Annotated in this window: 21 protein-coding genes; 8 read left to right on the forward strand and 13 right to left on the reverse strand. The window is 58.4% G+C overall.

The window, feature by feature from the left end; all coding sequences use genetic code 11:
• The first annotated feature begins 65 nt into the window (after positions 1 to 65).
• From leuS to holA, 3 genes are read left to right on the forward strand one after another with little or no spacing between them, the layout of a single operon-like run.
• Complete coding sequence (gene leuS / locus QM694_RS13495) at positions 66 to 2,639, forward strand: leucine--tRNA ligase (RefSeq protein ID WP_415007452.1); 2,574 nt, start codon at positions 66 to 68, stop codon at positions 2,637 to 2,639.
• Positions 2,639 to 3,136: an LPS assembly lipoprotein LptE gene (gene lptE, locus QM694_RS13500; RefSeq protein WP_415007453.1), complete on the forward strand. Its 498-nt coding sequence runs from the start codon at positions 2,639 to 2,641 to the stop codon at positions 3,134 to 3,136. Before leuS ends, lptE begins: the two co-directional genes overlap by 1 nt.
• Positions 3,137 to 3,141: 5 nt before the next feature.
• Positions 3,142 to 4,179, forward strand: coding sequence for a DNA polymerase III subunit delta (gene holA, locus QM694_RS13505; RefSeq protein ID WP_415007454.1), 1,038 nt, complete (start codon positions 3,142 to 3,144; stop codon positions 4,177 to 4,179).
• Between the two features lie 2 nt (positions 4,180 to 4,181).
• Here the strand turns inward: holA and QM694_RS13510 are convergent, their stop codons facing one another.
• The 8 genes from QM694_RS13510 to hemE all read right to left on the reverse strand — a co-directional run bounded on the left by QM694_RS13510 (position 4,182) and on the right by hemE (position 12,723).
• Positions 4,182 to 5,054, reverse strand: a complete 873-nt coding sequence (locus tag QM694_RS13510) for a ParB/RepB/Spo0J family partition protein (RefSeq protein ID WP_415007455.1) — start codon at positions 5,052 to 5,054, stop codon at positions 4,182 to 4,184.
• 41 nt (positions 5,055 to 5,095) lie between these two features.
• Positions 5,096 to 5,947, reverse strand: coding sequence for a ParA family protein (locus tag QM694_RS13515; protein ID WP_415008629.1), 852 nt, complete (start codon positions 5,945 to 5,947; stop codon positions 5,096 to 5,098).
• Positions 5,892 to 6,512 carry a 16S rRNA (guanine(527)-N(7))-methyltransferase RsmG gene (gene rsmG / locus QM694_RS13520; RefSeq protein ID WP_415007456.1) on the reverse strand — a complete coding sequence of 207 codons (621 nt, stop codon included), beginning with the start codon at positions 6,510 to 6,512 and terminating at the stop codon, positions 5,892 to 5,894. Before rsmG ends, QM694_RS13515 begins: the two co-directional genes overlap by 56 nt.
• A 4-nt stretch (positions 6,513 to 6,516) precedes the next feature.
• Positions 6,517 to 8,382 carry a tRNA uridine-5-carboxymethylaminomethyl(34) synthesis enzyme MnmG gene (gene mnmG, locus QM694_RS13525; RefSeq protein WP_415007457.1) on the reverse strand — a complete coding sequence of 622 codons (1,866 nt, stop codon included), beginning with the start codon at positions 8,380 to 8,382 and terminating at the stop codon, positions 6,517 to 6,519.
• Positions 8,383 to 8,446: 64 nt separating this feature from the next.
• Positions 8,447 to 9,775, reverse strand: a complete 1,329-nt coding sequence (gene mnmE, locus QM694_RS13530) for a tRNA uridine-5-carboxymethylaminomethyl(34) synthesis GTPase MnmE (RefSeq protein WP_415007458.1) — start codon at positions 9,773 to 9,775, stop codon at positions 8,447 to 8,449.
• A gap of 32 nt (positions 9,776 to 9,807) precedes the next feature.
• Positions 9,808 to 11,073: a transcription termination factor Rho gene (rho, locus tag QM694_RS13535; RefSeq protein WP_415008630.1), complete on the reverse strand. Its 1,266-nt coding sequence runs from the start codon at positions 11,071 to 11,073 to the stop codon at positions 9,808 to 9,810.
• Between the two features lie 162 nt (positions 11,074 to 11,235).
• Positions 11,236 to 11,664 carry a protoporphyrinogen oxidase HemJ gene (hemJ, locus tag QM694_RS13540; protein WP_415007459.1) on the reverse strand — a complete coding sequence of 143 codons (429 nt, stop codon included), beginning with the start codon at positions 11,662 to 11,664 and terminating at the stop codon, positions 11,236 to 11,238.
• 3 nt (positions 11,665 to 11,667) lie between these two features.
• The gene (gene hemE, locus QM694_RS13545) at positions 11,668 to 12,723 is read right to left on the reverse strand and encodes a uroporphyrinogen decarboxylase (RefSeq protein WP_415007460.1); all 1,056 of its coding nucleotides are present in this window, start codon (positions 12,721 to 12,723) and stop codon (positions 11,668 to 11,670) included.
• Positions 12,724 to 13,064: 341 nt separating this feature from the next.
• On the opposite strand from hemE, the gene QM694_RS13550 reads away from it, so the two are divergent.
• From QM694_RS13550 to dnaQ, 5 genes are read left to right on the forward strand one after another with little or no spacing between them, the layout of a single operon-like run.
• On the forward strand, positions 13,065 to 13,913 hold the full coding sequence (locus tag QM694_RS13550) for a pyruvate, water dikinase regulatory protein (RefSeq protein WP_415007461.1): 849 nt from the start codon (positions 13,065 to 13,067) through the stop codon (positions 13,911 to 13,913).
• The gene (locus QM694_RS13555) at positions 13,910 to 14,497 is read left to right on the forward strand and encodes a Maf family protein (protein WP_415007462.1); all 588 of its coding nucleotides are present in this window, start codon (positions 13,910 to 13,912) and stop codon (positions 14,495 to 14,497) included. Before QM694_RS13550 ends, QM694_RS13555 begins: the two co-directional genes overlap by 4 nt.
• Positions 14,494 to 15,327: a shikimate dehydrogenase gene (locus tag QM694_RS13560; RefSeq protein WP_415007463.1), complete on the forward strand. Its 834-nt coding sequence runs from the start codon at positions 14,494 to 14,496 to the stop codon at positions 15,325 to 15,327. Before QM694_RS13555 ends, QM694_RS13560 begins: the two co-directional genes overlap by 4 nt.
• Positions 15,324 to 15,923, forward strand: a complete 600-nt coding sequence (gene coaE, locus QM694_RS13565) for a dephospho-CoA kinase (RefSeq protein WP_415007464.1) — start codon at positions 15,324 to 15,326, stop codon at positions 15,921 to 15,923. Before QM694_RS13560 ends, coaE begins: the two co-directional genes overlap by 4 nt.
• The gene (gene dnaQ, locus QM694_RS13570; RefSeq protein WP_415007465.1) at positions 15,920 to 16,609 is read left to right on the forward strand and encodes a DNA polymerase III subunit epsilon; all 690 of its coding nucleotides are present in this window, start codon (positions 15,920 to 15,922) and stop codon (positions 16,607 to 16,609) included. Before coaE ends, dnaQ begins: the two co-directional genes overlap by 4 nt.
• Here the strand turns inward: dnaQ and QM694_RS13575 are convergent.
• The 5 genes from QM694_RS13575 to QM694_RS13595 all read right to left on the reverse strand — a co-directional run bounded on the left by QM694_RS13575 (position 16,606) and on the right by QM694_RS13595 (position 21,300).
• Positions 16,606 to 18,642, reverse strand: coding sequence for an ASKHA domain-containing protein (locus QM694_RS13575; RefSeq protein WP_415007466.1), 2,037 nt, complete (start codon positions 18,640 to 18,642; stop codon positions 16,606 to 16,608). The two genes, dnaQ and QM694_RS13575, sit on opposite strands and share 4 nt — an antisense overlap.
• Positions 18,643 to 18,684: 42 nt before the next feature.
• A complete protein-coding gene (locus QM694_RS13580) occupies positions 18,685 to 19,641 on the reverse strand; it encodes a methyltetrahydrofolate cobalamin methyltransferase (protein ID WP_415007467.1) in 957 nt (318 codons plus the stop codon).
• A 3-nt stretch (positions 19,642 to 19,644) separates the two neighbouring features.
• Positions 19,645 to 19,941, reverse strand: a complete 297-nt coding sequence (locus tag QM694_RS13585; RefSeq protein WP_415007468.1) for a virulence factor — start codon at positions 19,939 to 19,941, stop codon at positions 19,645 to 19,647.
• A gap of 87 nt (positions 19,942 to 20,028) precedes the next feature.
• Positions 20,029 to 20,286 carry a GlsB/YeaQ/YmgE family stress response membrane protein gene (locus tag QM694_RS13590; protein WP_415007469.1) on the reverse strand — a complete coding sequence of 86 codons (258 nt, stop codon included), beginning with the start codon at positions 20,284 to 20,286 and terminating at the stop codon, positions 20,029 to 20,031.
• A 6-nt stretch (positions 20,287 to 20,292) separates the two neighbouring features.
• A complete protein-coding gene (locus QM694_RS13595; RefSeq protein WP_415007470.1) occupies positions 20,293 to 21,300 on the reverse strand; it encodes a hypothetical protein in 1,008 nt (335 codons plus the stop codon).
• Positions 21,301 to 21,355 lie beyond the last annotated feature (55 nt).

A 21,355-nucleotide genomic window follows, 5' to 3' on the forward strand; every position in this document is an offset into this window, starting at 1 on the left:
GCTTGCAGCCCTTTTCAAGGACTGGTAGGTGCAGGCACTCCTTACTTGAACAGGCCCAATCCCCCGTGTCGACTGAACGCTACAATCCCCGCGAGACCGAGCCGAAGTGGCAGAAGGTCTGGACCGATAACAAGAGCTTCGAGGCAGCGGAAGATCCGTCTCGCCCGAAATATTACGTGCTCGAGATGTTCCCCTACCCGTCGGGCCGCATCCACATGGGGCATGTGCGGAATTACACCATGGGCGACGTGATCGCCCGTTTCCGCCGCGCCTGCGGTTATAATGTGCTTCATCCCATGGGCTGGGATGCCTTTGGCATGCCGGCGGAAAATGCCGCCATTGAACGCGGCATCCACCCCAAGTCCTGGACCTACGACAATATCGCCACCATGCGTGGCCAGTTGAAATCGATGGGCCTTGCCCTCGACTGGAGCCGCGAGATCGCAACCTGTGATCCCTCCTACTACCGGCATGAGCAGGAGATGTTCATCGATTTCCTCGCCGCCGGTTTGGTCGAACGCAAGGTCTCGACGGTGAACTGGGACCCGGTGGACAATACCGTTCTGGCCAATGAGCAGGTGATCGATGGCCGCGGCTGGCGCTCGAACGCGCTGGTCGAGAAACGTGATCTTGCCCAGTGGTTCCTGAAGATCACCGCCTATTCCGAGGAACTCCTGCAGGCGCTCGATACGCTGGACCGCTGGCCCGAAAAGGTGCGGCTCATGCAGCGCAACTGGATCGGCCGTTCGGAAGGCATGCGGTTTTCCTTCGCGCTCGAAAACGCCAAGGGCGAGCTCTTGGACCAGCGCCTCACGGTTTATACCACGCGGCATGATACGATTTTCGGCGCCAGCTTCTGCGCCATTGCCGCCGATCACGATCTGGCCAAGCGTCTGGCCGAGACCGATCCGGGGCTCGAGCAGTTCCGCCGCGAAGTAGCAGCACTGGGAACCAGCGAAGAGAATATTGAGCGGGCCGAAAAGAAGGGCTATCCGCTTGGCCTCTATGCCCGCCATCCCTTCCGCCCTGGTTTGAAGCTGCCCGTATTCGCCGCGAATTTCGTGCTGATGGGCTATGGCGAAGGGGCGATCTTTGGCTGCCCCGCCCATGACCAGCGCGACCTTGATTTTGCCCGCAAGTATGGCCTGCCGGTCATTCCCGTGGTGGCCCCGCGCGATGCTGATCCGGCCACCTTCACGGTCGGCAATGAAGCCTTCCTTGAGAAGGAAGGCGACAATACCGTCCTCATCAATTCCGATTTTCTGAACGGCATGACCGTACCGGACGCCAAGGCCGAGATCGCCCGCCGCATGGAAGAGACGGGAATCGGCGCGCGCCGGGTGAATTTCCGCCTGCGCGACTGGGGGGTGTCGCGGCAGCGCTACTGGGGCTGCCCCATTCCGGTCATCCACTGTGACTCTTGCGGTGTGGTGCCTGTGCCCAAATCACAGCTCCCCGTCACGCTCCCCGATGACGTGACATTCGACAAGCCCGGCAATCCGCTGGACCATCACCCCACATGGAAGCACGTGAATTGTCCGGCCTGCGGCAAGCCCGCCCGGCGCGAGACAGATACTTTCGATACGTTCATCGATTCATCCTGGTACTACGCGCGCTTCTGCTCACCTCATGCGGAAACGCCGGTGGCGATGGATGCGACCCGCTACTGGATGCCGGTTGACCAGTATATCGGCGGTGTCGAGCACGCGATCTTGCATCTGCTCTATTCCCGTTTCTACGCCCGCGCCATGAAACGCACCGGCCATCTCGATCTGTCGGAGCCTTTCGCCAGCCTGTTCACGCAAGGCATGGTGATCCATGAAACCTTCAAGACGGCCAGTGGCGAATGGGTGTTCCCGGCTGATGCCATGTTTGAAAACGGCACCTGGAAACTGGCCTCGACAAGCGAACCGCTTGTCATCGGCGGCGTCGAGAAGATGTCGAAGTCCAAGAAAAACGTGATCGATCCTGATGCCATCATCGAGCGCTATGGCGCCGATACTGCCCGCTGGTTCATGCTGTCGGACACCCCGCCCGAGCGCGACATCGAATGGACGGAAGCGGGCGTTGAAGGCGCATGGCGCTTCACCCAGCGCATCTGGCGCTTGGTGAATGAAGCAGCAGCCCTTTCAAGGGATGCAGCCCCTGCGGAAGCTGGGATTGAGCTTCGCAAGATCGTTCACCGCGCCCTGCAGGCTGTGACGGATGATCTGTCGGCCCTTCGTTTCAATCGCGCGGTGGCCCGCATCTATGAAGTGGCGAATGCGCTGGGGTCATCCATCGGCAAGCCTGAAGAAGCGGCGGCGGCGCGCGAGGCGGCGTCAATCATGGTCTTGATGCTGGCCCCGATGATGCCGCATCTGGCCGAGGAATGCGGCAAGGTGCTGGGTTTCCCGGCATTGGCCGTCGATACGCCGTGGCCCAAGCCGGATGTTGCCCTGATTGCCGACGACGAGGTGACCATTGCGGTGCAAGTGAACGGCAAGCGCCGCGACGAAATCCGCATTACCAAAGGCCTTGCGCGGGAGAAGGTCGAGGCCATCGTGCTGGAACTCGAGTCCGTCCGCCGCTCTCTTGACGGACGCCCGCCGAAAAAGGTCATAGTTGTGCCGGATCGTATTGCCAATGTCGTAGGCTGATGAAACGCGTCACCGCCATCCTTCTGATTTTCGCAGGAATAGTCTTTCTGGGCGGGTGCAGCTATCGCCCGTTATATGGAACGGCAAGCAACAATCAGAATGTGGCGGATGAACTGGCGCGGATAGCCATTCCCGCGCCGGATTCGAGATTGGCCCAACTGGTGCGAAATGATCTTCTGTCAGGCATGCGCCCGGCGGGGACAGCCGGGGCAGACAAATACCGGCTGGACCTGACCTTGACCGACAGCAACAACGACATCATTACCGGGTATGACCGGCCATCCACGCGCAAGAATGTGATGGTTTCCGTCGATTTTTCCCTCACCCAGAATGGCAAGAAGCTCTACAGCGGCAAGAGCTTTTCCCAGGTAACCTATGATGTTGTTCGCCAACCTTTTGCTGACGCCCAGGCACAGACAAACGCCACCGAACGTGTTGCCCATGAATTGAGTGACGACATCCAGACACGCCTGGCCGCCTATTTCGCGTCCCGGTAACGGCGATGGCAGTTCTGCGCATCAACGGCCTTGATGGATTTTTGAAACGCCCTGACCCTGCAATTGGCGTCCTCCTGATTCATGGAGTCGATTCATCTACGGTCCATGATCTTGTTGTTCAATCAGTCAAGCGGCTGGCTGGATCAATTGACGATCCTTTCAATGTCGTCCGGCTTGATGAGTTCGCACTTGCTGGTGACCCGGCAAGGCTTGTGGACGAGGCGCAGGCCTTTTCGATGCTGGGGGGCAGCAAAGTGATCTGGCTGAGAGGTGATGACCAGGCGGTCTTGAAAGCTATTGAGCTGGTCTTGTCTGGCCCTGCCTCCAATAACATGGTGGTGATCGAAGCCGGCCAGCTTGCCAATTCATCGCCGCTGCGAAAGGCCTGCGAGGCAAGCGGCCGTGCCATGGTTCTCGCCGTTTATGACGATGCGAATGAATCGGCCCAACAGGCGCTGGAAACTGCGGCAAAAAGGGCAGGTCTTCGTCTTCAACCTGAGGCAAGGGATCGATTTCAGGAATTGATGGGCAAGGGCGGTGTCGCCGTTCAGCGCGAGATTGAAAAGATTCTTCTCTATTGTAGCGGTGCCGAATCGATTTCCGCATCCGACATCGACGCGGTCTGTGGGGAATTGGCGTGGGCGGAGCTCAACGATATCGCGGATGCCGTCTTTGAGGGCGGGTCTGGACTTGACCGCTTCATTGATCAAACACGCGGCGAGGGCGTTGACGCTGGGCGGCTGCTGATCACCGTTCACCAGCACGTCTGGAAGCTGATCGAGATCAGGCGGAATATGGAAAATGGGGGGCGCGCCGAACAGGCGATAGCTTCTGTCAAGCCGCCCATTTTCTTCAAGCGGCAATCGACAATCCGGCGGCAGATCGAATTGTGGCCGTTGAATGAGCTGATGGCGGCAGCGGCGTCTCTGGGAATGGCGGTTGCAATGACCCGTGAAAAGCCGGTGGCTCTATTGTCAGACTCGATCGCTGCCCGGACCCTTTATGCTCTGGCACGCACTGCCCGGATTGCCGCCACCCGCTGAGTTCAGCTCACACGCTCTTGCAGACGGCCGCATATTTCTTCCAGCTGCTCAAGCGTTTTGTAGTTGATGACGACTGTACCGCCACCCGATGGATGATGCGTTACATCGATCTTGAGGCCTGTCGCTTCACGGAGATTTTTTTCCAGAGCTTTGGTGTCGGAATCTTTTTCAGGCTTCGCTCTGACGTCTTTGGCTTTCGGAGCAGCCGCTTCCCGCGCCAGGCTTTCTGTCTCGCGCACGGAGAGGCCAAGCTGAATGATCTGTTCAGCCAGCGCCATCGGGCTTTCTGTTGCAACCAGCGCGCGGGCGTGGCCGGCTGTCAGTTTGCCCTCCTCGATCTGCTGCCGGACGCTTTCAGGCAGCGACATCAGCCGCAGCGTGTTGGCGATGTGGCTGCGGCTCTTGCCCACCGCCTCGGCTAGTTGCTGCTGCGTATAGTTGAATTCCTGCAACAGCTTTGAATAGGCGCGCGCCTCTTCGAGCGGGTTGAGGTCGCTGCGCTGAATATTCTCGATCAGCGCGATTTCGAGCGCTTCTCCGTCGGAAAGTTCGCGCACCAGCACAGGAACATCATGCACACCCGCTCGCTGCGCCGCGCGCCATCGCCGCTCGCCAGCTACGATTTCGTAGTCGCCGTTGGGCCTTGTGCGAACCACGAGCGGCTGCAGGAGCCCCTTGTCGGCAATGGATTTCGCAAGATCTTGCAGGTCTGCATCCGGGAAATGCTTGCGCGGATTGTTGGGGCTGGGATGCAGAAGTTCAATCGGCATATGGCGCAGGCTCTTGATATCCTGCACGACCGACTCTTCGCTGGTGTCGTCGCCGATCAGGGCGGCAAGGCCGCGTCCAAGCCGTTTCTTCTGGGGCAGAGTCATGTCTATTCCTGTTACGCGGTAGTGTTTCGGGTACGAATCGGTCAGGCGGCGCGCAAATCGCGCTCGCGGCGGATTACCTCGGATGCCAGGCGGATATAGGCCTGCGAACCGAGGCAGCCATTATCGTAAAGCAGCACGGGCTTGCCGTAGGATGGCGCCTCGGAGACACGCACATTGCGCGGGATGACAGTCTGATAGACCTTGTCGCCCAAAACGCTGCGCACATCTTCCGCCACCTGTTCAGAGAGACTGTTGCGCCGGTCGAACATGGTCAGCACGACGCCTTGTATGGCTAGCCTTGGATTAAGCGTGGATTTTACCCGTTCCACGGTCTTCAGAAGCTGGCTCAACCCTTCCAGCGCAAAAAACTCGCACTGGAGCGGCACCAATATGGCATCGGCCGCCGACAGCGAATTGATGGTGAGCAAATTGAGGGAGGGCGGGCAATCCACCAGAATATAGCTGTAATTGCGCGCGGTATTGCCGCTTTCCTGCATGGTCTTGATCGCATCCGCCAGACGGTAGGCCTTGCGGTCAAATTCTGCGAGCTCAAGTTCAGCGCCCAATAGATCCATGGTCGATGGCGCGCAATGAAGCCTGGGAATTCCAGATTCGATAATCACCTGGTCAAGCGATGCTTCGCCGATCAGCACATGGTAGGATGATTTCTGGCTGGCCTTTCGTGCAATGCCAAGTCCGGTACTGGCATTGCCTTGCGGGTCCAGATCAATAATCAAGACCGTTTCGCCGACTGCCGCGAGCGCCGTTCCAAGATTGATGGCGGTTGTGGTTTTCCCCACACCGCCTTTTTGGTTCGCTACCGCAATGATACGCGGTTTATTTTGGATCGACACGCTGCGCCTCCGTGACTTCGAGTATGACGCCTTTCGAATCGACGACGCTCGGATGTTTCACAAAACTCAATTTCCAATATTTGGTGGCTTCGGTCAATTCCGCATCTACATCTTGGCCTTTGTGGAAAAGTCCAATGGCCTTCTGCTGGAAGAAGGGCTCTGACAGCGAAAGCAGCAGCGGCAGGGGTGCAAACGCCCGCGCGATAACAACCGCTGTAGGGGGAGCGTGGTCAATACCTTCAATGCGGATCTGATGGACTTCGGCGGGTGCCTTGGCAAGGCGGATGGCCTCGCGCAGAAAAGCTGCCTTTTTGCCATTGCTTTCATAAAGCCGCACCAGCCTGCCCGTCGATATTGCCAGGATGAGGCCGGGGATCCCGGCGCCCGATCCAAGATCGGCGATGGGCGCATTTCCGGGGGGCAGGTAAGGCACAATCTGAAGGGCATCCTCAATATGCCTTGACCAGATATCATCAATGGTCGATGGGCCAATCAGGTTGATCCGCTCCTGCCATTTCACGAGCAGAAGAGCATAGGCTTCAATCGCAGCTTGTGATTCACGTGAAACATTGTAGCGCGTCACAAGCGCATCCGGCATCCCCATGGAGTCAGGCAATCTTGCTGGTGGGCTTCCGCCGGGCATGGCCCAGCAGGGCCGCAAGGGCGGCGGGGGTCATCCCCTCAATGCGCGAAGCCTGACCAAGTGTCGAGGGACGTACACGCGCCAGTTTCTGCCGGAGCTCCATCGAAATGCTCGGAAGCGCCGAATAATCAAGTTCAGCAGGAAGAACGAGGTTTTCTTCCTTGCGAAGAACCGCGATCTCGCTGGCCTGCCGATCAGTATAGCCAGCATACAAAGCATCCGCCTCAAGTGCATCACGCCCCGCCTTGCCAATGGCAAGCAGGCCAGGCCAGAGAGCGGCAGCGCGATCAAACCCGACCTCTGGCATGGCAATCAGGTCAAGCGCGGTCCGGCGTTGGCCATCCTGATTGATTTTCAACCCGGCACGCGCACCCTCTGCCGGTGTCAGTGACAATGCCTGCGCGAGGTCCCGGGCGCGCGAGACATCCAACATATGCGCGGCAAAGGCCATATCCCGCGCTGCAGATGTGATACCCAATCGCTGCGCCAGGGGCGTCAAACGCTCGTCCGCATTGTCTGCGCGGAGAGATAGGCGGTATTCGGCCCGCGACGTGAACATGCGGTAGGGCTCTGTAACGCCGCGCGTGACCAGGTCATCGATCATCACCCCGATATAGGCTGTGCCACGATCAAGAATGAGCGGATCTTCGCCGGTCGCCTGGCGGGCCGCATTCAGACCGGCAACGAGGCCTTGGGCGGCTGCCTCTTCATAACCCGTCGTCCCGTTGATTTGCCCCGCAAGGAACAAGCCCGGCAAACGCTTGGCTTCCAGAGAGGCGTTGAGCTCACGAGGGTCGACATAGTCATACTCGATTGCATAACCCGGCCGTTGAATGCGAACATTCTCCAACCCGCGAATGGTTCGGATAAAAGCTTCCTGCACGTCTTCGGGCAGCGATGTCGAAATACCATTGGGATAGACCGTTGGGTCATCTAGTCCTTCCGGCTCGAGGAAGATTTGATGAGCCGATTTGTCCCGGAACCGGTGAATCTTGTCTTCCACAGACGGACAATATCGCGGGCCAACTCCCTCGATCTGCCCGGAATACAGGGGCGACCGGTGGATATTCTCGGCAATGATGCGGTGGGTGTCCGCATTGGTATGCGTGATATGGCAGGAAATCTGCGGCGTGCCGATCTCGCGGGTCAAACGTGAAAAAGGCGAAGGTTCCGGATCGCCGGGCTGCTCTTCCAGCATGTTCCACGAAATCGTCCGGCCATCGAGGCGGGCAGGCGTGCCGGTCTTGAGGCGACCCAACGCTAGGCCTGAGGCCGCAAGTTGTTCGGAGAGTTTCAACGCCGGCTGTTCATTGACCCGCCCGGCGGAAATTTTTTGTTCACCAATGTGGATCAGGCCATTCAGGAATGTGCCGGTTGTCAACACAACGGTGCCTGAAGAAAGTTCAGAACCGTCGGTGAGGACAACGCCAGCAACGCGTCCTCCGCTCACTTTGAGAGCTTCAACCCCTCCGGCAATAACGGCAAGGCCCGGTTGCGCTCCAATCGCATTCTGGATCGCCCGCCGGTAAAGCTTGCGGTCGGCTTGCGCACGCGGGCCACGCACAGCCGGCCCTTTTGACCGATTGAGCAAGCGAAACTGAATGCCCGCAGCGTCTGCCGCCACGCCCATGATCCCGTCCAGCGCATCAATCTCGCGCACCAGATGGCCTTTGCCCAAGCCGCCAATGGCGGGATTGCAGGACATTTCGCCAATGGTGAAAGGATTATGGGTCACGAGGGCCGTCCGCGCGCCGGCGCGCGCAGCGGCCGTGGCCGCCTCTGTACCCGCGTGCCCGCCGCCAACCACAATGACATCAAACCTGCTTTTCATCGCCGCCCTTTAGTCCAATAGGGGAGACGGGTCAAAGTCCGGATGTTTCACGTGAAACGAATTGTTACTTCCCGATGCAGAATTCACTGAAGATGGCGCCAAGCACATCCTCCACGCCGATCACACCGGTAATACGGCCAAGCGCAGCGGCAGCGTTTCTCAAATCCTCCGCCACAAATTCCGGTGCGCTGTCAGGCCGGAGGGATTCGTTGATCAACCGAATCGAATCGCGGAGCGCCGTAACATGCCGCTCACGAGTGACGACGGCATGTTCTGTGTGCTGATATTTTGTTGCAATGATGCTGAGGATCGTTTCAATAAGTTCACCGCAGTTGCCAAGTATGGCCGAGAGGCCGACCACAGGGATAGAGTTGTTTCGGTTGAGTCCCAATTCCGTTACACCCAGGTCAGATTTGTTCCGCACCAGTATGTCCGGGTTCAAGTCCGGCCAGACATCTTCGCTTTTTGCCACATCCGGCGATGCGACCCAGATCAGGATGTCCGCCGCCGATGCAGCGGCCAACGCCCGCGCCACTCCGATCGTCTCGATATCATCGGATGTGCCGCGAAGCCCAGCGGTATCGGTGACGATAACCTCGTGGCCATCCAACACCAGCGAAACCTCAATGGTGTCTCGGGTAGTTCCAGCAAGCGGTGAAACGATCGCCGCATCGCGCCGCGCCAGCGCATTCAACAGGCTGGATTTGCCCACATTGGGGAATCCCGCGAGAACAACCCGAACCCCATCCCGAATCCGTCTGGCGCGATCCGCATCAGACAGCGCGGCTTCAATCTCATCTCTCAGGCCAACCGATTCTCTGATCCGGAACGCATCGGCTGCGCCTCCGACCCCTTCTTCATCAAAATCAATCGCAGCTTCTGCCATGGCCAGAATGCGGAGGAGCCGGGACCGCCAGTTTTCATAAACCGAGCTCGCTTCACCCAGCATCTGGCGCATCGCCTGCGTATGCTGCGCCACACTCCGCGCCGCCAGCAGATCAGCAAGGCCTTCCGCTTCAACAAGATCAATACGCTGATTCACGAAAGCCCGGCGCGTGAACTCGCCCGGATCGGCTGGCCTCAAGCCATCAAAAGATCCCAGGCAGGACAGCATGGCCTCAACCACAGCCCTGCTTCCGTGAAGCTGAAACTCCGCAACATCCTCTCCGGTAAATGAATGAGGCGCCGGCCACCAGATCACCACCGCCTGATCGAGCACCCGGCCCGAGTGCGGTTCAGTCAACAGACTGACGGATGCCCGTCGGGGAACCAGCATCTTTCCGCAAAACAGCCTAATGAGGTCTCCCGCCTGCGAACCGCTCACACGGATCACGCAAATACCGCTGACGCCGTGCCCGCTGGACAGCGCAAAGATTGTGTCAGAAGAGCTCATTTCGGTGCCGACTCGACCGGCGCGCCCCGATTCTATGCGTTCATGGAATCGAAGAAGTCATTATTGTTTTTGGTCTGCCGCAGCTTGTCGAGCAGGAACTCGATGGCATCAACAGTGCCCATCGGGTTGAGAATGCGCCGCAGCACGTAAGTTTTCTTCAAGACGTCATTCTTCACCAGCAGCTCTTCCTTGCGCGTGCCCGACCGCAGGATATCGATGGCCGGGAACACACGCTTGTCCGCAACCTTACGGTCGAGAATGATCTCGGAGTTGCCGGTGCCTTTGAACTCTTCAAAGATCACCTCGTCCATGCGGCTGCCGGTGTCGATCAGGGCTGTCGCGATAATCGTCAGCGAGCCGCCTTCCTCGATATTCCGCGCTGCGCCAAAAAACCTCTTGGGGCGCTGCAATGCATTCGCATCCACGCCGCCGGTCAGCACTTTACCAGACGACGGCACTACCGTGTTGTACGCACGCCCCAAGCGGGTGATCGAATCCAGAAGAATAACCACATCGCGGCCATGCTCGACCAATCTCTTGGCCTTTTCGATGACCATCTCCGCCACCTGAACATGGCGCGTCGCCGGCTCATCAAAGGTTGAACTGACCACCTCGCCCTTCACTGACCGCTGCATATCAGTCACTTCTTCCGGACGCTCGTCGATCAGCAAAACAATCAGATAGCATTCAGGACTGTTGCTGCTGATCGAATGGGCGATGTTTTGCAGCAGAACGGTTTTACCCGTCCGCGGCGGAGCGACGATCAGCCCACGCTGGCCCTTGCCCAGAGGCGCCACAATATCGATGACACGCCCGGAAAAGTCTTTCTTCGTCGGATCGGCGGTTTCCATGTCAAACCGCTTGTCGGGATAAAGCGGCGTTAGATTGTCAAAATGGACCTTGTGCTTGGTCTTCTCCGGATCCTCGAAATTGATCGTGTTGACTTTGACGAGGCCAAAGTAGCGCTCGCCATCCTTCGGGCTGCGGATTTGCCCTTCCACGGTATCACCCGTCCGCAATGTGAATTTCCGGATCTGGCTTGGGCTCACATAGATATCGTCGGGCCCGGAAAGATAATTTGCGTCCGGAGAGCGGAGAAACCCGAAGCCATCCTGCAGCACCTCCACAACGCCTTCGCCGATAATCTCAACGTCACGCGCCGCCAGGTTCTTGAGTATGGCAAACATCAACTCCTGCTTGCGGAGCGCGCTCGCATTTTCAACCTCGAGCTCTTCAGCCAGGCTCACCAGATCAGCCGGTGTCTTCAGCTTCAGGTCCTGAAGCTTGATCTCTTTCATGTCTGAAATTGTCGTCATGATCCAAATTCTTTTGTGGGGAGGACAACGCGGCCGTGCCGCAATTTGTCAGAGGAGGGAACGAGCCGCCTGCCCAAATCCGGTGCAGCCCGATGTGTTCGCTATAGCAATTTTATTGGCAAAGGCCAATGCTATTTTTCAGTCTCAGACCGGCCGCACCACGGCCAGAATAACAATCCCCGCCAGCAAAACGGTCGGCACTTCATTCAAAATCCGAAAATAGCGTTCCGGCCGCGGGCGCAGGTCTTTTGCAAACGCCTGGACATATTTCCCCAGCATCACGTGGAACGCAACAAGACCCAGCACCAGAACAATCTTGATCTCCAGCCACGCCGCCCGCTGTTCAAAATATCCGCCTGTATAGGCCGTCAACGCTCCGAATAGCCATGTCGCGATCCCCGCCGGCCAGACAATCGCCTTCAGAAGCCGCCGCTCCATGATTTTGAACTGTTCGGAAACCGGCCCACCGATCTGTGCCTTACAATGATAAACAAAAAGGCGCGGCAGATAAAACAGCCCGGCCATCCACGCGACCATCGCAATGAGATGAAACGCCTTGAACCATAAAAACATCGCTCAGCTCAGCCTGCCGGCATCAAAATCCCGCACGGCCCCCACAACCCGTCCTACGATCTCTGCCTCTGTACCTGGCCTGATGCCGTGACCGAGATTGAAAATATGCCGTTCAAACGGAACAGCTGCAGCCACCTCCAATGCCGCCACCACCGCCGCATTTTCACCTGCGAGCAACGCCACAGGGTCCAGGTTCCCTTGAATCCCACAACGGTCTCCAACCAAATCCGCGACCTCAGCGAGATTTACTTCTGTCTCAATTCCCACAGCCGCGCACCCCGAACGCTCCGCCAACCGCGCATGATCCGCGCCAAGTCCGCGTCCGAACAGGATAATCGGGATCTCCGGAAATCGCGACCGTACACCGGCAGCTATTCGCGTCAGCGGTTCCAGCACAAACTGTTCCCGCACTGACCCAGGCAAATCTCCTGCCCATGAATCAAAAACCTGCACGGCCTCCGCTCCGGCTTCGATCTGCAAACACAGATAGGAAACCGACTCATCCACCAACCGGTCGATCAACGCGCAGAACCATGGCGCCCGCTGAAACGCTACAATCTTCGCTTTCACACGATCTGAACTTCCGCCCTCGATCATGTAACTCGCAACCGTCCAGGGGCCGCCGCAAAAGCCAATCAGCGTGACTTTTTCCGGCAAAGCATCACGGACGATACGAACCGTCTCGCACACGGATTTAACCTCTCTACTCCCGCCACACGGCTTCAAGGCAGACACGCCACCCGCATCTCTCACCACGTCGAGAATGGGCCCTTCCCCCTCGGCAAATCTAAGCCCCAAACCCATCGCATGCGGCACGACGAGGATATCTGCGAAAAGTATCGCCGCGTCCAAATCAAAGCGCCGCAACGGCTGCAGGGTCACCTCAGCCGCAAGCTTTGGCGTGTAGCACAAATCCAGGAATGAACCTGCCTTCTCCCTTACCGCCCTGTATTCTGGCAGATACCGGCCAGCTTGCCGCATGAACCACATCGGACGCCGTTCAGGAGCCTGTCTTTTCAAGACATCGAGCAACGCTTTTCCGGTCTTCCCATCAATCATAAAAGGAGAGTCTTTCAGAATAGGAGTCTTTGTATGGCCGCCTGAATCCGGAATACCGGCAAATCCCCGTCAGGTCCACAAGACCGGCAGTCTTGTCAAAAACTATAAAAATCCCATGCGATCTGTTAACGATTTATTAATCAATCTTAACAAACTCTTAACATGCCCATTCTCGAACTCGCCCACAAGCCGTTTCAAAAGCTACACTTTTGCACATGATCCCCAGCCATGCAGCACCAGGTGCCAGTGAGTGGAAATCTTCTTGGGAAAAGGCCTGACACGAGATATCCCGCCTGCTGACCTTGGGTTTTATCCACATTCCATCCACAGGCTAACCCGCGATGACAGGAAAAGCTGATCCAAGATTTTTCCATCTCCATTTGATTTCGGATGCGACAGGCGAAACACTGAATACGGTCGCGCGGGCCGCCACGGCCCACTATGCAGACTATCGTCCGATCGAACACATATATGCGCTTGTCCGCACGCCAAAACAGCTTCAGCGCGTTTCTGCCGACATCGAGCGCCAGCCCGGCATCGTTTTCTTCACGATCGTCAATGCCGATTTACGCCGCGAACTTGAGGAACATTGTGCAACGCTGGGCGTGCCCTGCATTTCCATCCTTGATCCCGTGATCGAGAGCCTGGCCCGCTATCTCAACACAAGGTCGCGCCCGCAGGTCGGCGGCCAACACGCCCTGAACGCCAATTACTTCCGCCGAATCGATGCCCTGAACTTCACGATGATTCATGATGATGGACAAAATACAGCGGATATTGAACACGCGGAAATTGTTCTGGTTGGCATCAGCCGTACATCCAAGACGCCGACCAGCATCTACCTCGCCCAGCGCGGCTTTCGCACCGCGAACATTCCAATCGTGCCTGGCACCGAGATTCCCCGGCAAGTGTTCGAATTGAAAAGCCCGCTGGTTGTCGGCCTCATCGCCAGTGCTGAACGCATTGCACAGATCAGGCGCCACCGTTTGCTGACCCTCAGCGAGAACCGCGAGACTGACTATGCCGATCCACGGCATATCACCCAGGAAATTCTGTTTATGAAAAAACTCTGCGCCGACCAGAACTGGCCCATGATTGACGTGACGCGGAGATCGGTAGAGGAAACCGCGGCATCCGTCCTGAATTTGCTCACGGACAGAAAAGCGCAATCTCCGGAAGAACGTACGTGACACTTATCCTCGCTTCGACAAGCAAGACACGGCAGACGCTGCTGGCCAATGCCGGATTGACTGTGGAGGCCATCAACTCGCACGTTGATGAAACCAGCATCAAGGTGGCAATGGGGCACGAAACTCCGCAAGCCGTTTGTGAAGCGCTCGCCAGCGCCAAGGCGCTTGCCGTGTCCCGGAGAAACCCGGGCGCCGTGGTAATTGGCGCTGACCAGGTTTTGGCGTTCCGGAACCGAATCTTCGACAAGCCGCGAGACATGGCGGAAGCCCGGTCGCACCTTGAGACGCTTCGCGGCCATGCCCACAACCTCATTTCGGCTGTAGCCTGTGCATCGAACCATGAAATCATCTGGGCGTTCGCAGGGATCGCAACATTACACTTGCGTTCTTTTTCGGAAGAATTTCTTCAAGACTATCTGGCGTCCGAAGGGCAGGGTCTGCTCAGCAGCGTTGGTGGTTACAAGCTGGAAGGCCGTGGCATCCAGTTGTTCGAACGGATCGAGGGAGACTATTTCACCATTCTGGGTCTTCCCATGCTGCCGCTCCTGTCCTTTCTCCGAGCACAGAAGGCTGTACCGCAATGAAAAAAGCCTGTGTCATCGGCTGGCCGATTACCCATTCGCGCTCGCCGCTCATCCATGGCTTCTGGCTGAAGCAATATGGAATTGATGGCAGTTACGACCGCGTTCCTGTTCCGCCGGAAGGCTTACATCATTTCGTTTCCAGCCTGGCCATGAACGGTTATCTCGGCTGTAACGTCACCATTCCGCACAAGGAACAGGTCTTTGCCATGGTCGAACCGGGGAATGATCTGACCCGCAGGCTTGGCGTGGTCAACACGGTTTATAGGCGTGATGACTATCTGATGGGCATCAGCACAGATGGCGAAGGCTTTATCGCCAACCTCCGGGCATCGCTGCCCTCACTCTCGCTCAAGGGCAAACGTGCCGTGATGCTGGGAGCAGGCGGTGCCGCCATGGCGATCGCCGGCGCGCTGATTGCCGAAGGTGTCACCGAACTGGTGGTGGCAAACCGTTCTCCGCAACGCACCGAAATCCTGCGCCGGAAATTTGGTGTGGTGATCGTGCCGGCGCGATGGGAAGACCGGTCCGTGGTTCTGGAAAGCGCGGGCCTTCTGGTCAATACAACGTCGCTTGGCATGACCGGACAGCCGGTGCTGGATATCTCATTGGATCGCTTGCCACGCGAAGCCGTGGTCACCGATATCGTCTATGCGCCTTTGCGCACGCCGCTTCTGGAGAATGCGGCTGAACGCGGCCACCCCATCGTTGAAGGACTGGGCATGCTGCTGCATCAGGCCGTGCCGGGATTTGAGCTGTGGTTTGGCAAGCGCCCGGCTGTGACACGGGAACTCTATGATCTGGTCGTTGCGGACCTGCAGGCCGCTAAATGATCGTGGTGGGGCTGACAGGTTCGATCGCCATGGGCAAGAGCACCACGGCCCAGATGTTTCGCGATCTGGGCATTCCGGTTTTCGACAGCGATGCGGAAGTACACAGGCTTTATGAGAAGGGTGGCAATGCGGTCGGGCAGGTTGCAAAACGCTTTCCCGAAGCCATCCGCAATGGAGCCGTGGACCGTGCCAGGCTCTCGCAATATGTCGTCGGCAATCCCGCAGCGATGGCAGAGCTTGAGTCCATCGTTCATCCGCTTGTCCGCGGAGCGCAAGCCGAATTTCTCGAAAGAAACGCAAGCGAATCGATTGTTGTTCTGGACATACCGCTGTTGTTTGAAACCGGTCGCCAGGCTGACGTCGACCAAATCATCGTTGTTTCGGCTCCGGCAGATGTGCAAAGGGAGCGTGCCTTGGCGCGGCCGGGAATGACTTTGGACAAACTGGCGGGCATTCTGTCCCGCCAGATGCCGGATGCCGAAAAACGTGCCCGCGCTGACTATGTTGTGGACAGTTCGGAAAGCATCGAGCACGCCGCTCAACAGGTAAAGAAAATCGTGGCAGAGCTCAAGGAGAAGGACAGAACAGAGCCATGAGAGAAATCATTCTCGACACCGAAACGACGGGACTCGATCCATCGCAAGGCGATCGGATCGTTGAAATCGGTGCGGTGGAACTTTTCAACCATGTCCCGACAGGCGAAACCTTCCACGTCTATATCAACCCGGAACGTAACGTCCCCGCTGAAGCCGAGGCCATCCACGGATTAAGCACCGCCTTTTTGAAGGACAAGCCGGTCTTCGCGGCCATCGCCGAATCTTTTCTGGCTTTCATTGGTGATGCGGCCGTCATCATTCACAATGCGGGTTTCGACACAAAATTCCTGAACGCCGAATTATCCTATCTCGGCAAGGACCCGATTGCGCCCGAGCGCGTGATCGACACGCTGATGATGGCGCGCCAGAAACATCCGGGCGCCAATAACTCGCTCGATGGTCTGTGCCGCCGATATGGCGTCGACAACAGCAAGCGCACCAAGCATGGCGCCTTGCTCGATTCGGAATTGCTGGCGGAAGTCTATATTGAACTGATCGGCGGCCGCCAGACGGCCCTGTCATTGGCCGCGGCTAAGACAGAAAAGCGGATTGTGGTTTCCAGCGCAGCAGTGATCATGGCACGGCCGCATGCGCTTCCGACACGGCTAACGCAAGATGAAATCGCGGCGCATGCGCGTCTTGTCGAAGACCTCGGGCAGAATGCCTTGTGGAAGGCGTTGAACTAACCTCGCCTGCGTCTCCGCCGCCCGCCGCCGTCATCATCATTGCCATCGCCGATCACAATATCCTTGCGCGGCGGTAGCATCACGACTTTGGAGAGATGGGGCGAAGGCGCCGTCTTGTGCGGAAAGGCCATCGCTTCCACAAAGTGCTGCTGGAATTTCGGTTCCACGGCAGTTTCAATTTTCTCGATCCGCCGCACGACAGCTTCAATCTCGTCGCGTGCCTTTGAATTGAGAAGCGCAATGCGTGCGCCCGTGCCCGCCGCATTGCCGGCGGACTGCACATGCGTAAGATCGCAATCGGGAATGAGGCCGAGGATCATTGCATATTTTACATCGATGTGGCTGCCGAATGCGCCAGCCAGCCTGATCTTGCCGATCTCCTCGATATTGAGCTTGTCCATCAGCAGGCGCACGCCGGCATAGAGCGCCGCCTTGGCAAGCTGGATGGCGCGCACGTCGTTCTGTGTGATCTGGATGCGTGGCTCGCCGTCGCGGATGAGATAATTGAACGTGCGCTTGTAAGGCTCGATGCGCGGCGAGATTGCGGCGAGCGAGCCATCCACCAGCCCATCCTGGTTGATGACGCCGGCGAGATACATTTCTGCGATCACCTCGATGATGCCGGAGCCGCAAATGCCGGTGACGCCCGTTGCGGAAACCGCCTCCTCAAAGCCCGGCTCATCCGACCAGAGCTCCGAGCCGATGACCCGGTAGCGCGGCTCCAGTGTTACGGGATCGATACGGATGCGCTCGATGGCCCCTGGCGCTGCCCGCTGGCCACAGGAAATCTGCGCGCCCTCGAAGGCAGGCCCGGTCGGGGAAGAACAGGCAAGCAAACGCGCCTTTGAACCCAGGACAATCTCGGCATTGGTTCCCACATCCACGGCCAGCATGATTTCGTCCTGCTCATGCGGCGCTTCGGAGAGAACAACGCCTGCCGTATCAGCGCCCACATGCCCGGCGATACAAGGCAGCACATAGCACCACGCGCCGGGATTGAGCTTGAGGTCGAGTTCACGCGCCGGAACCGTAACAGGAAGCCCCGTCGCCAGCGCGAACGGCGCGCCGCCCAGCTCCACCGGATCAATGCCAAGAAAAAGATGATGCATGACGGGGTTGCCGACGAGAACGATCTCCAGCACATCGGTCAGCGCGATGCCGGCCTCGGCCACCACTTGCTGCGTCAGCGTATTCAACGCCTCGCGGATCACGGCGGTCATTTCCTTTTCGCCGCCCGGATTCATCATCACATAGGAGACGCGGCTCATCAGATCTTCGCCGAAGCGGATCTGCGGGTTCATCAATCCGGCTGACGCGGCAACTTCACCCGTCGAAAGATTGGTCAGATGCGCCGCGATCGTGGTGGACCCCACGTCGATGGCGATGCCGAAGGCCCTGTCATGGAACCCCGGCCAGATCGCCACCAGCCGGTTGCCGCCGCCGGGTGCGCGCGAAAACACCGCCGCCGTGATCTTCCATTCGCCCTTGCGCAGAATTTTCTGAAGATCGGCGATGATGGCGAGATCGCAGGAGACGTTTTCGATATTCCACTGATCCTTGAGCGCCCGGTAGACGCGTTCGAGATCGGAAGAGGGCTTGTGCATATCGGGCTCTTCCACCTCGATGAAGCACAGCCTCGTGCAGGGGTCGAGCTCGATGGCCCGCGTATCGGCCTCCTTGCGCACCACCTGCTTGTGCACCTGCAATTCAGGCGGCACGTCGATAACGAGATCGCCGAGAATTTGCGTCTGGCAGGAAAGCCTTCGCCCCGCCGCCAGCCCGCGGATGCGGTCAAACCGCTCTTCCACCTTGGAAACCGGAGAGACATGCGACTGCGTGGAGGTGATCCCGTGCTTGGCGAATTCGCCTTCACCGATATTGATCTGGCAGCGCCCGCAAATGGCGCGGCCACCGCAAACGGAATCGATGTCGACGCCGAGTGCCCTCGCCGCCTGCAGGACGGGCGTGCCCATCGGGAAACGCCCGCGCTTTCCGGAAGGGGTGAATACAATGAGGGGATTGGCTTCGGTCATTTTATACTCCGTTCCCCACTTAACCGTGAACGCGCAGGACTTCTAGCGGCGGCGGCGCGCCTCGCGCGCGGCCTTGCGGGCCGCGATCTCTTCATTCGAGGACTGCAGGCCGGCCGCCTGTGCGGCAGCCGAAGGGCCCGTGGTCATTTCACGGAACTTGTTGTTCCAGAAGCGGCAATGCGCATCGGTGCCATTCAGCACATTGGCACCGAAGATCGCATGCATATCTTCATCATGCAGCGGATTCATGATCGCCGAGGTCATGCCGTGGCTCGCCGCCATCGCCAGGAAATAGCCGGTCAGCGCGCGGCGGTTCGGCATGCCGAAGGAAATATTGGACGCGCCGCAGGTGGTGTTGACCTTGAGCTCCTCGCGCAGGCGGCGGACGAGCCGGAACACCTGCTGCCCCGCCGTGCCCATGGCGCCAATCGGCATCACCAGCGGATCGACCACGATGTCATGCGGTTTGATGCCGTGGTCGGCAGCGCGCTCGACGATCTTCTTGGCCACCGCGAAGCGGACATCCGGATCTTCCGAAATGCCGGTCTCGTCGTTGGAGATCGCCACCACCGCGACGTTGTACTTCGCGACCAGCGGCAGGATGGCCTCAAGCTTCTCTTCCTCGCCCGTCACAGAGTTGACGAGCGGACGGCCTTTCGCAGTTTCAAGGCCCATCTTGAGCGCGGAGCTGACAGAGGAATCGATGCATAGCGGCAGGTCGCTGACCGATTGCACGATTTCGATGGTCTGCTTCATGAGCGGCGGTTCGGACTCATTCGGGTTCACCGCCGTGACGCCGGCATTCACGTCGAGGATGTGCGCGCCCGCTTCCATCTGCGCGATTGCGTCCTTGATGACGGTCTCGAAATTTCCGGCCTGCATTTCCGCCGCCAGCTTCTTGCGGCCGGTGGGATTGATGCGCTCGCCGATGATGGTGAAGGGCCTGTCGAAGCCGATGATGTGCTCGCGGGTGGCGGAGGCGACGAGAGTATGGGTCATGGGTCAGGCTTTCCCGCCATTGGCGATGAGGGCTTTGAGTTTTTCTGGTGTGAACCGGGTTTCCAGATCGGCCTTGGCCTTGTCAGCCTCGGCGGCAAGATCGTCGCCCACCGCGATGGGCTCTGCGCGCCGCCAGTCGGCCAGATATGAATCGGTGTCCGAAGCGCCGCCCCGCATGGCGGCCATGTCGATCGCTTCCTGGAAACGGTCGGCGAGCATGCGCTTTTCTTCCCGGCGTCCGATCTTGACGGAAACAGCGGAGGGTATGTCGCGCCAGTAGGTGATGACGAGGTTGGCCATAATGGCAATTCCTATGCCCCGTTCCGCAGGCGGCGGATCGCCTGAAAACGACATGGAAAAAAGGCCGGACGAAGCCGGAATGAAGGGTCAGGCCGGCTTGGCGCGGTTAAAATAGGCCCAGATATAGACGACGATGATCGCCCCGATTACCGCGCCGATGAAGCCCGCATTTTCCCCCGCCCGGTAAAACCCGAAAAATTGCCCGAGGAACGTGGCGACAAAGGCCCCCACGATCCCCAGCAGCGTGGTCATCACAAAGCCTTTTGGCTCGTTTTTCCCCGGCACCAGGAACTTCGCCAGCAGGCCCACGATAAAGCCGATGATGATGGTGCCGAGGAGGGACATAGGGGATCAGGCTCCGAAGAAGGTACGCGACAGGACGCCGATGATGACGCCCAGCGACCGTACAGCCTCGAGCGAAACATTCTGGCCAGTCAGCGAGCCGGTCGCTTCGATCTGCGAGGCGACCTTGTCGGTCTGGCCATCGGTATCCACATCCACATAGGCGCTTTCCTTCATGATGATCTGCCCGCTGATGCCATCCGCGGCGGCAAAGAGGTCGGCATCGCCAGTCGGCTTCACGAACAGCGCATCGTCGGAGCTTTCGTCGCCGGAAGGAAGCGTCAGCGTCAGGTCATACTGGTGCTGGTTGCCGACATTGGGCGTCTCGGTGAAGGGCATGTTGCCCTTGAGCTTGTATTCCTTGCCGGAGCATTTGGTCGAAACATCCATGAACCAGGATTCGGTCTGATAGGAATAGACCATGTCGCCATTCCACACGCAGCCCTTCTCGGAAGGAAGCCCGGCGGAGGGAACGGTGAAATTGTTGAACTGGATGGTGTCGACGCGTTCGTCGATCAGCCCGGTGTTGGTGGATTTGATTTTCTTGAGAATCGAATCGCGCAGCAGCGTGGCCGTGGTGCTGGGATTTTCAGGCTTCAGCATCATGCTGCCGGAAAAACGGCCGCTGGAGGCGGGCACCTTGCCGAGTGCTAGATAGTTGACGGCCATCTGCGCGCCGTCCGTGAAGCCATCAGACTTGACGATCCAGCCGCCCGAATATTGCGTGCGCTGCAGCTTTTGGCCATTAGAAGGATTGATCAGCGCGCCGTTGCCGGTCACCGCGCAGGTTTCATCGGTGCTGGAAATGATGCCGCCTTGCGCGCCTTCGCAGGTGAGCTTGAATTCGGTAATCACCTTTGGGTCGCTCAATCCCACCGCGAAGGTGTCCTTGAGCGAATTGTCGCGCAGCGAAGGCTGCGAGGCTGTCATGGTGAAATTGACGGTATCATTGGCAAAAGCCGGAATGGCGGAGAGCAGAATTGCGGCGATGGCTGTGGGAGGAATGAGCTTGATCATGCGGGGTTCAACTCTGTTGAGGTTGCGGCACGAAAGATCAGAAAACGCCCCCGTA

Origin of the sequence: Aestuariivirga sp. (assembly GCF_047602625.1) — a bacterium.
Taxonomy (GTDB): Bacteria; Pseudomonadota; Alphaproteobacteria; order Rhizobiales; family Aestuariivirgaceae; genus Aestuariivirga.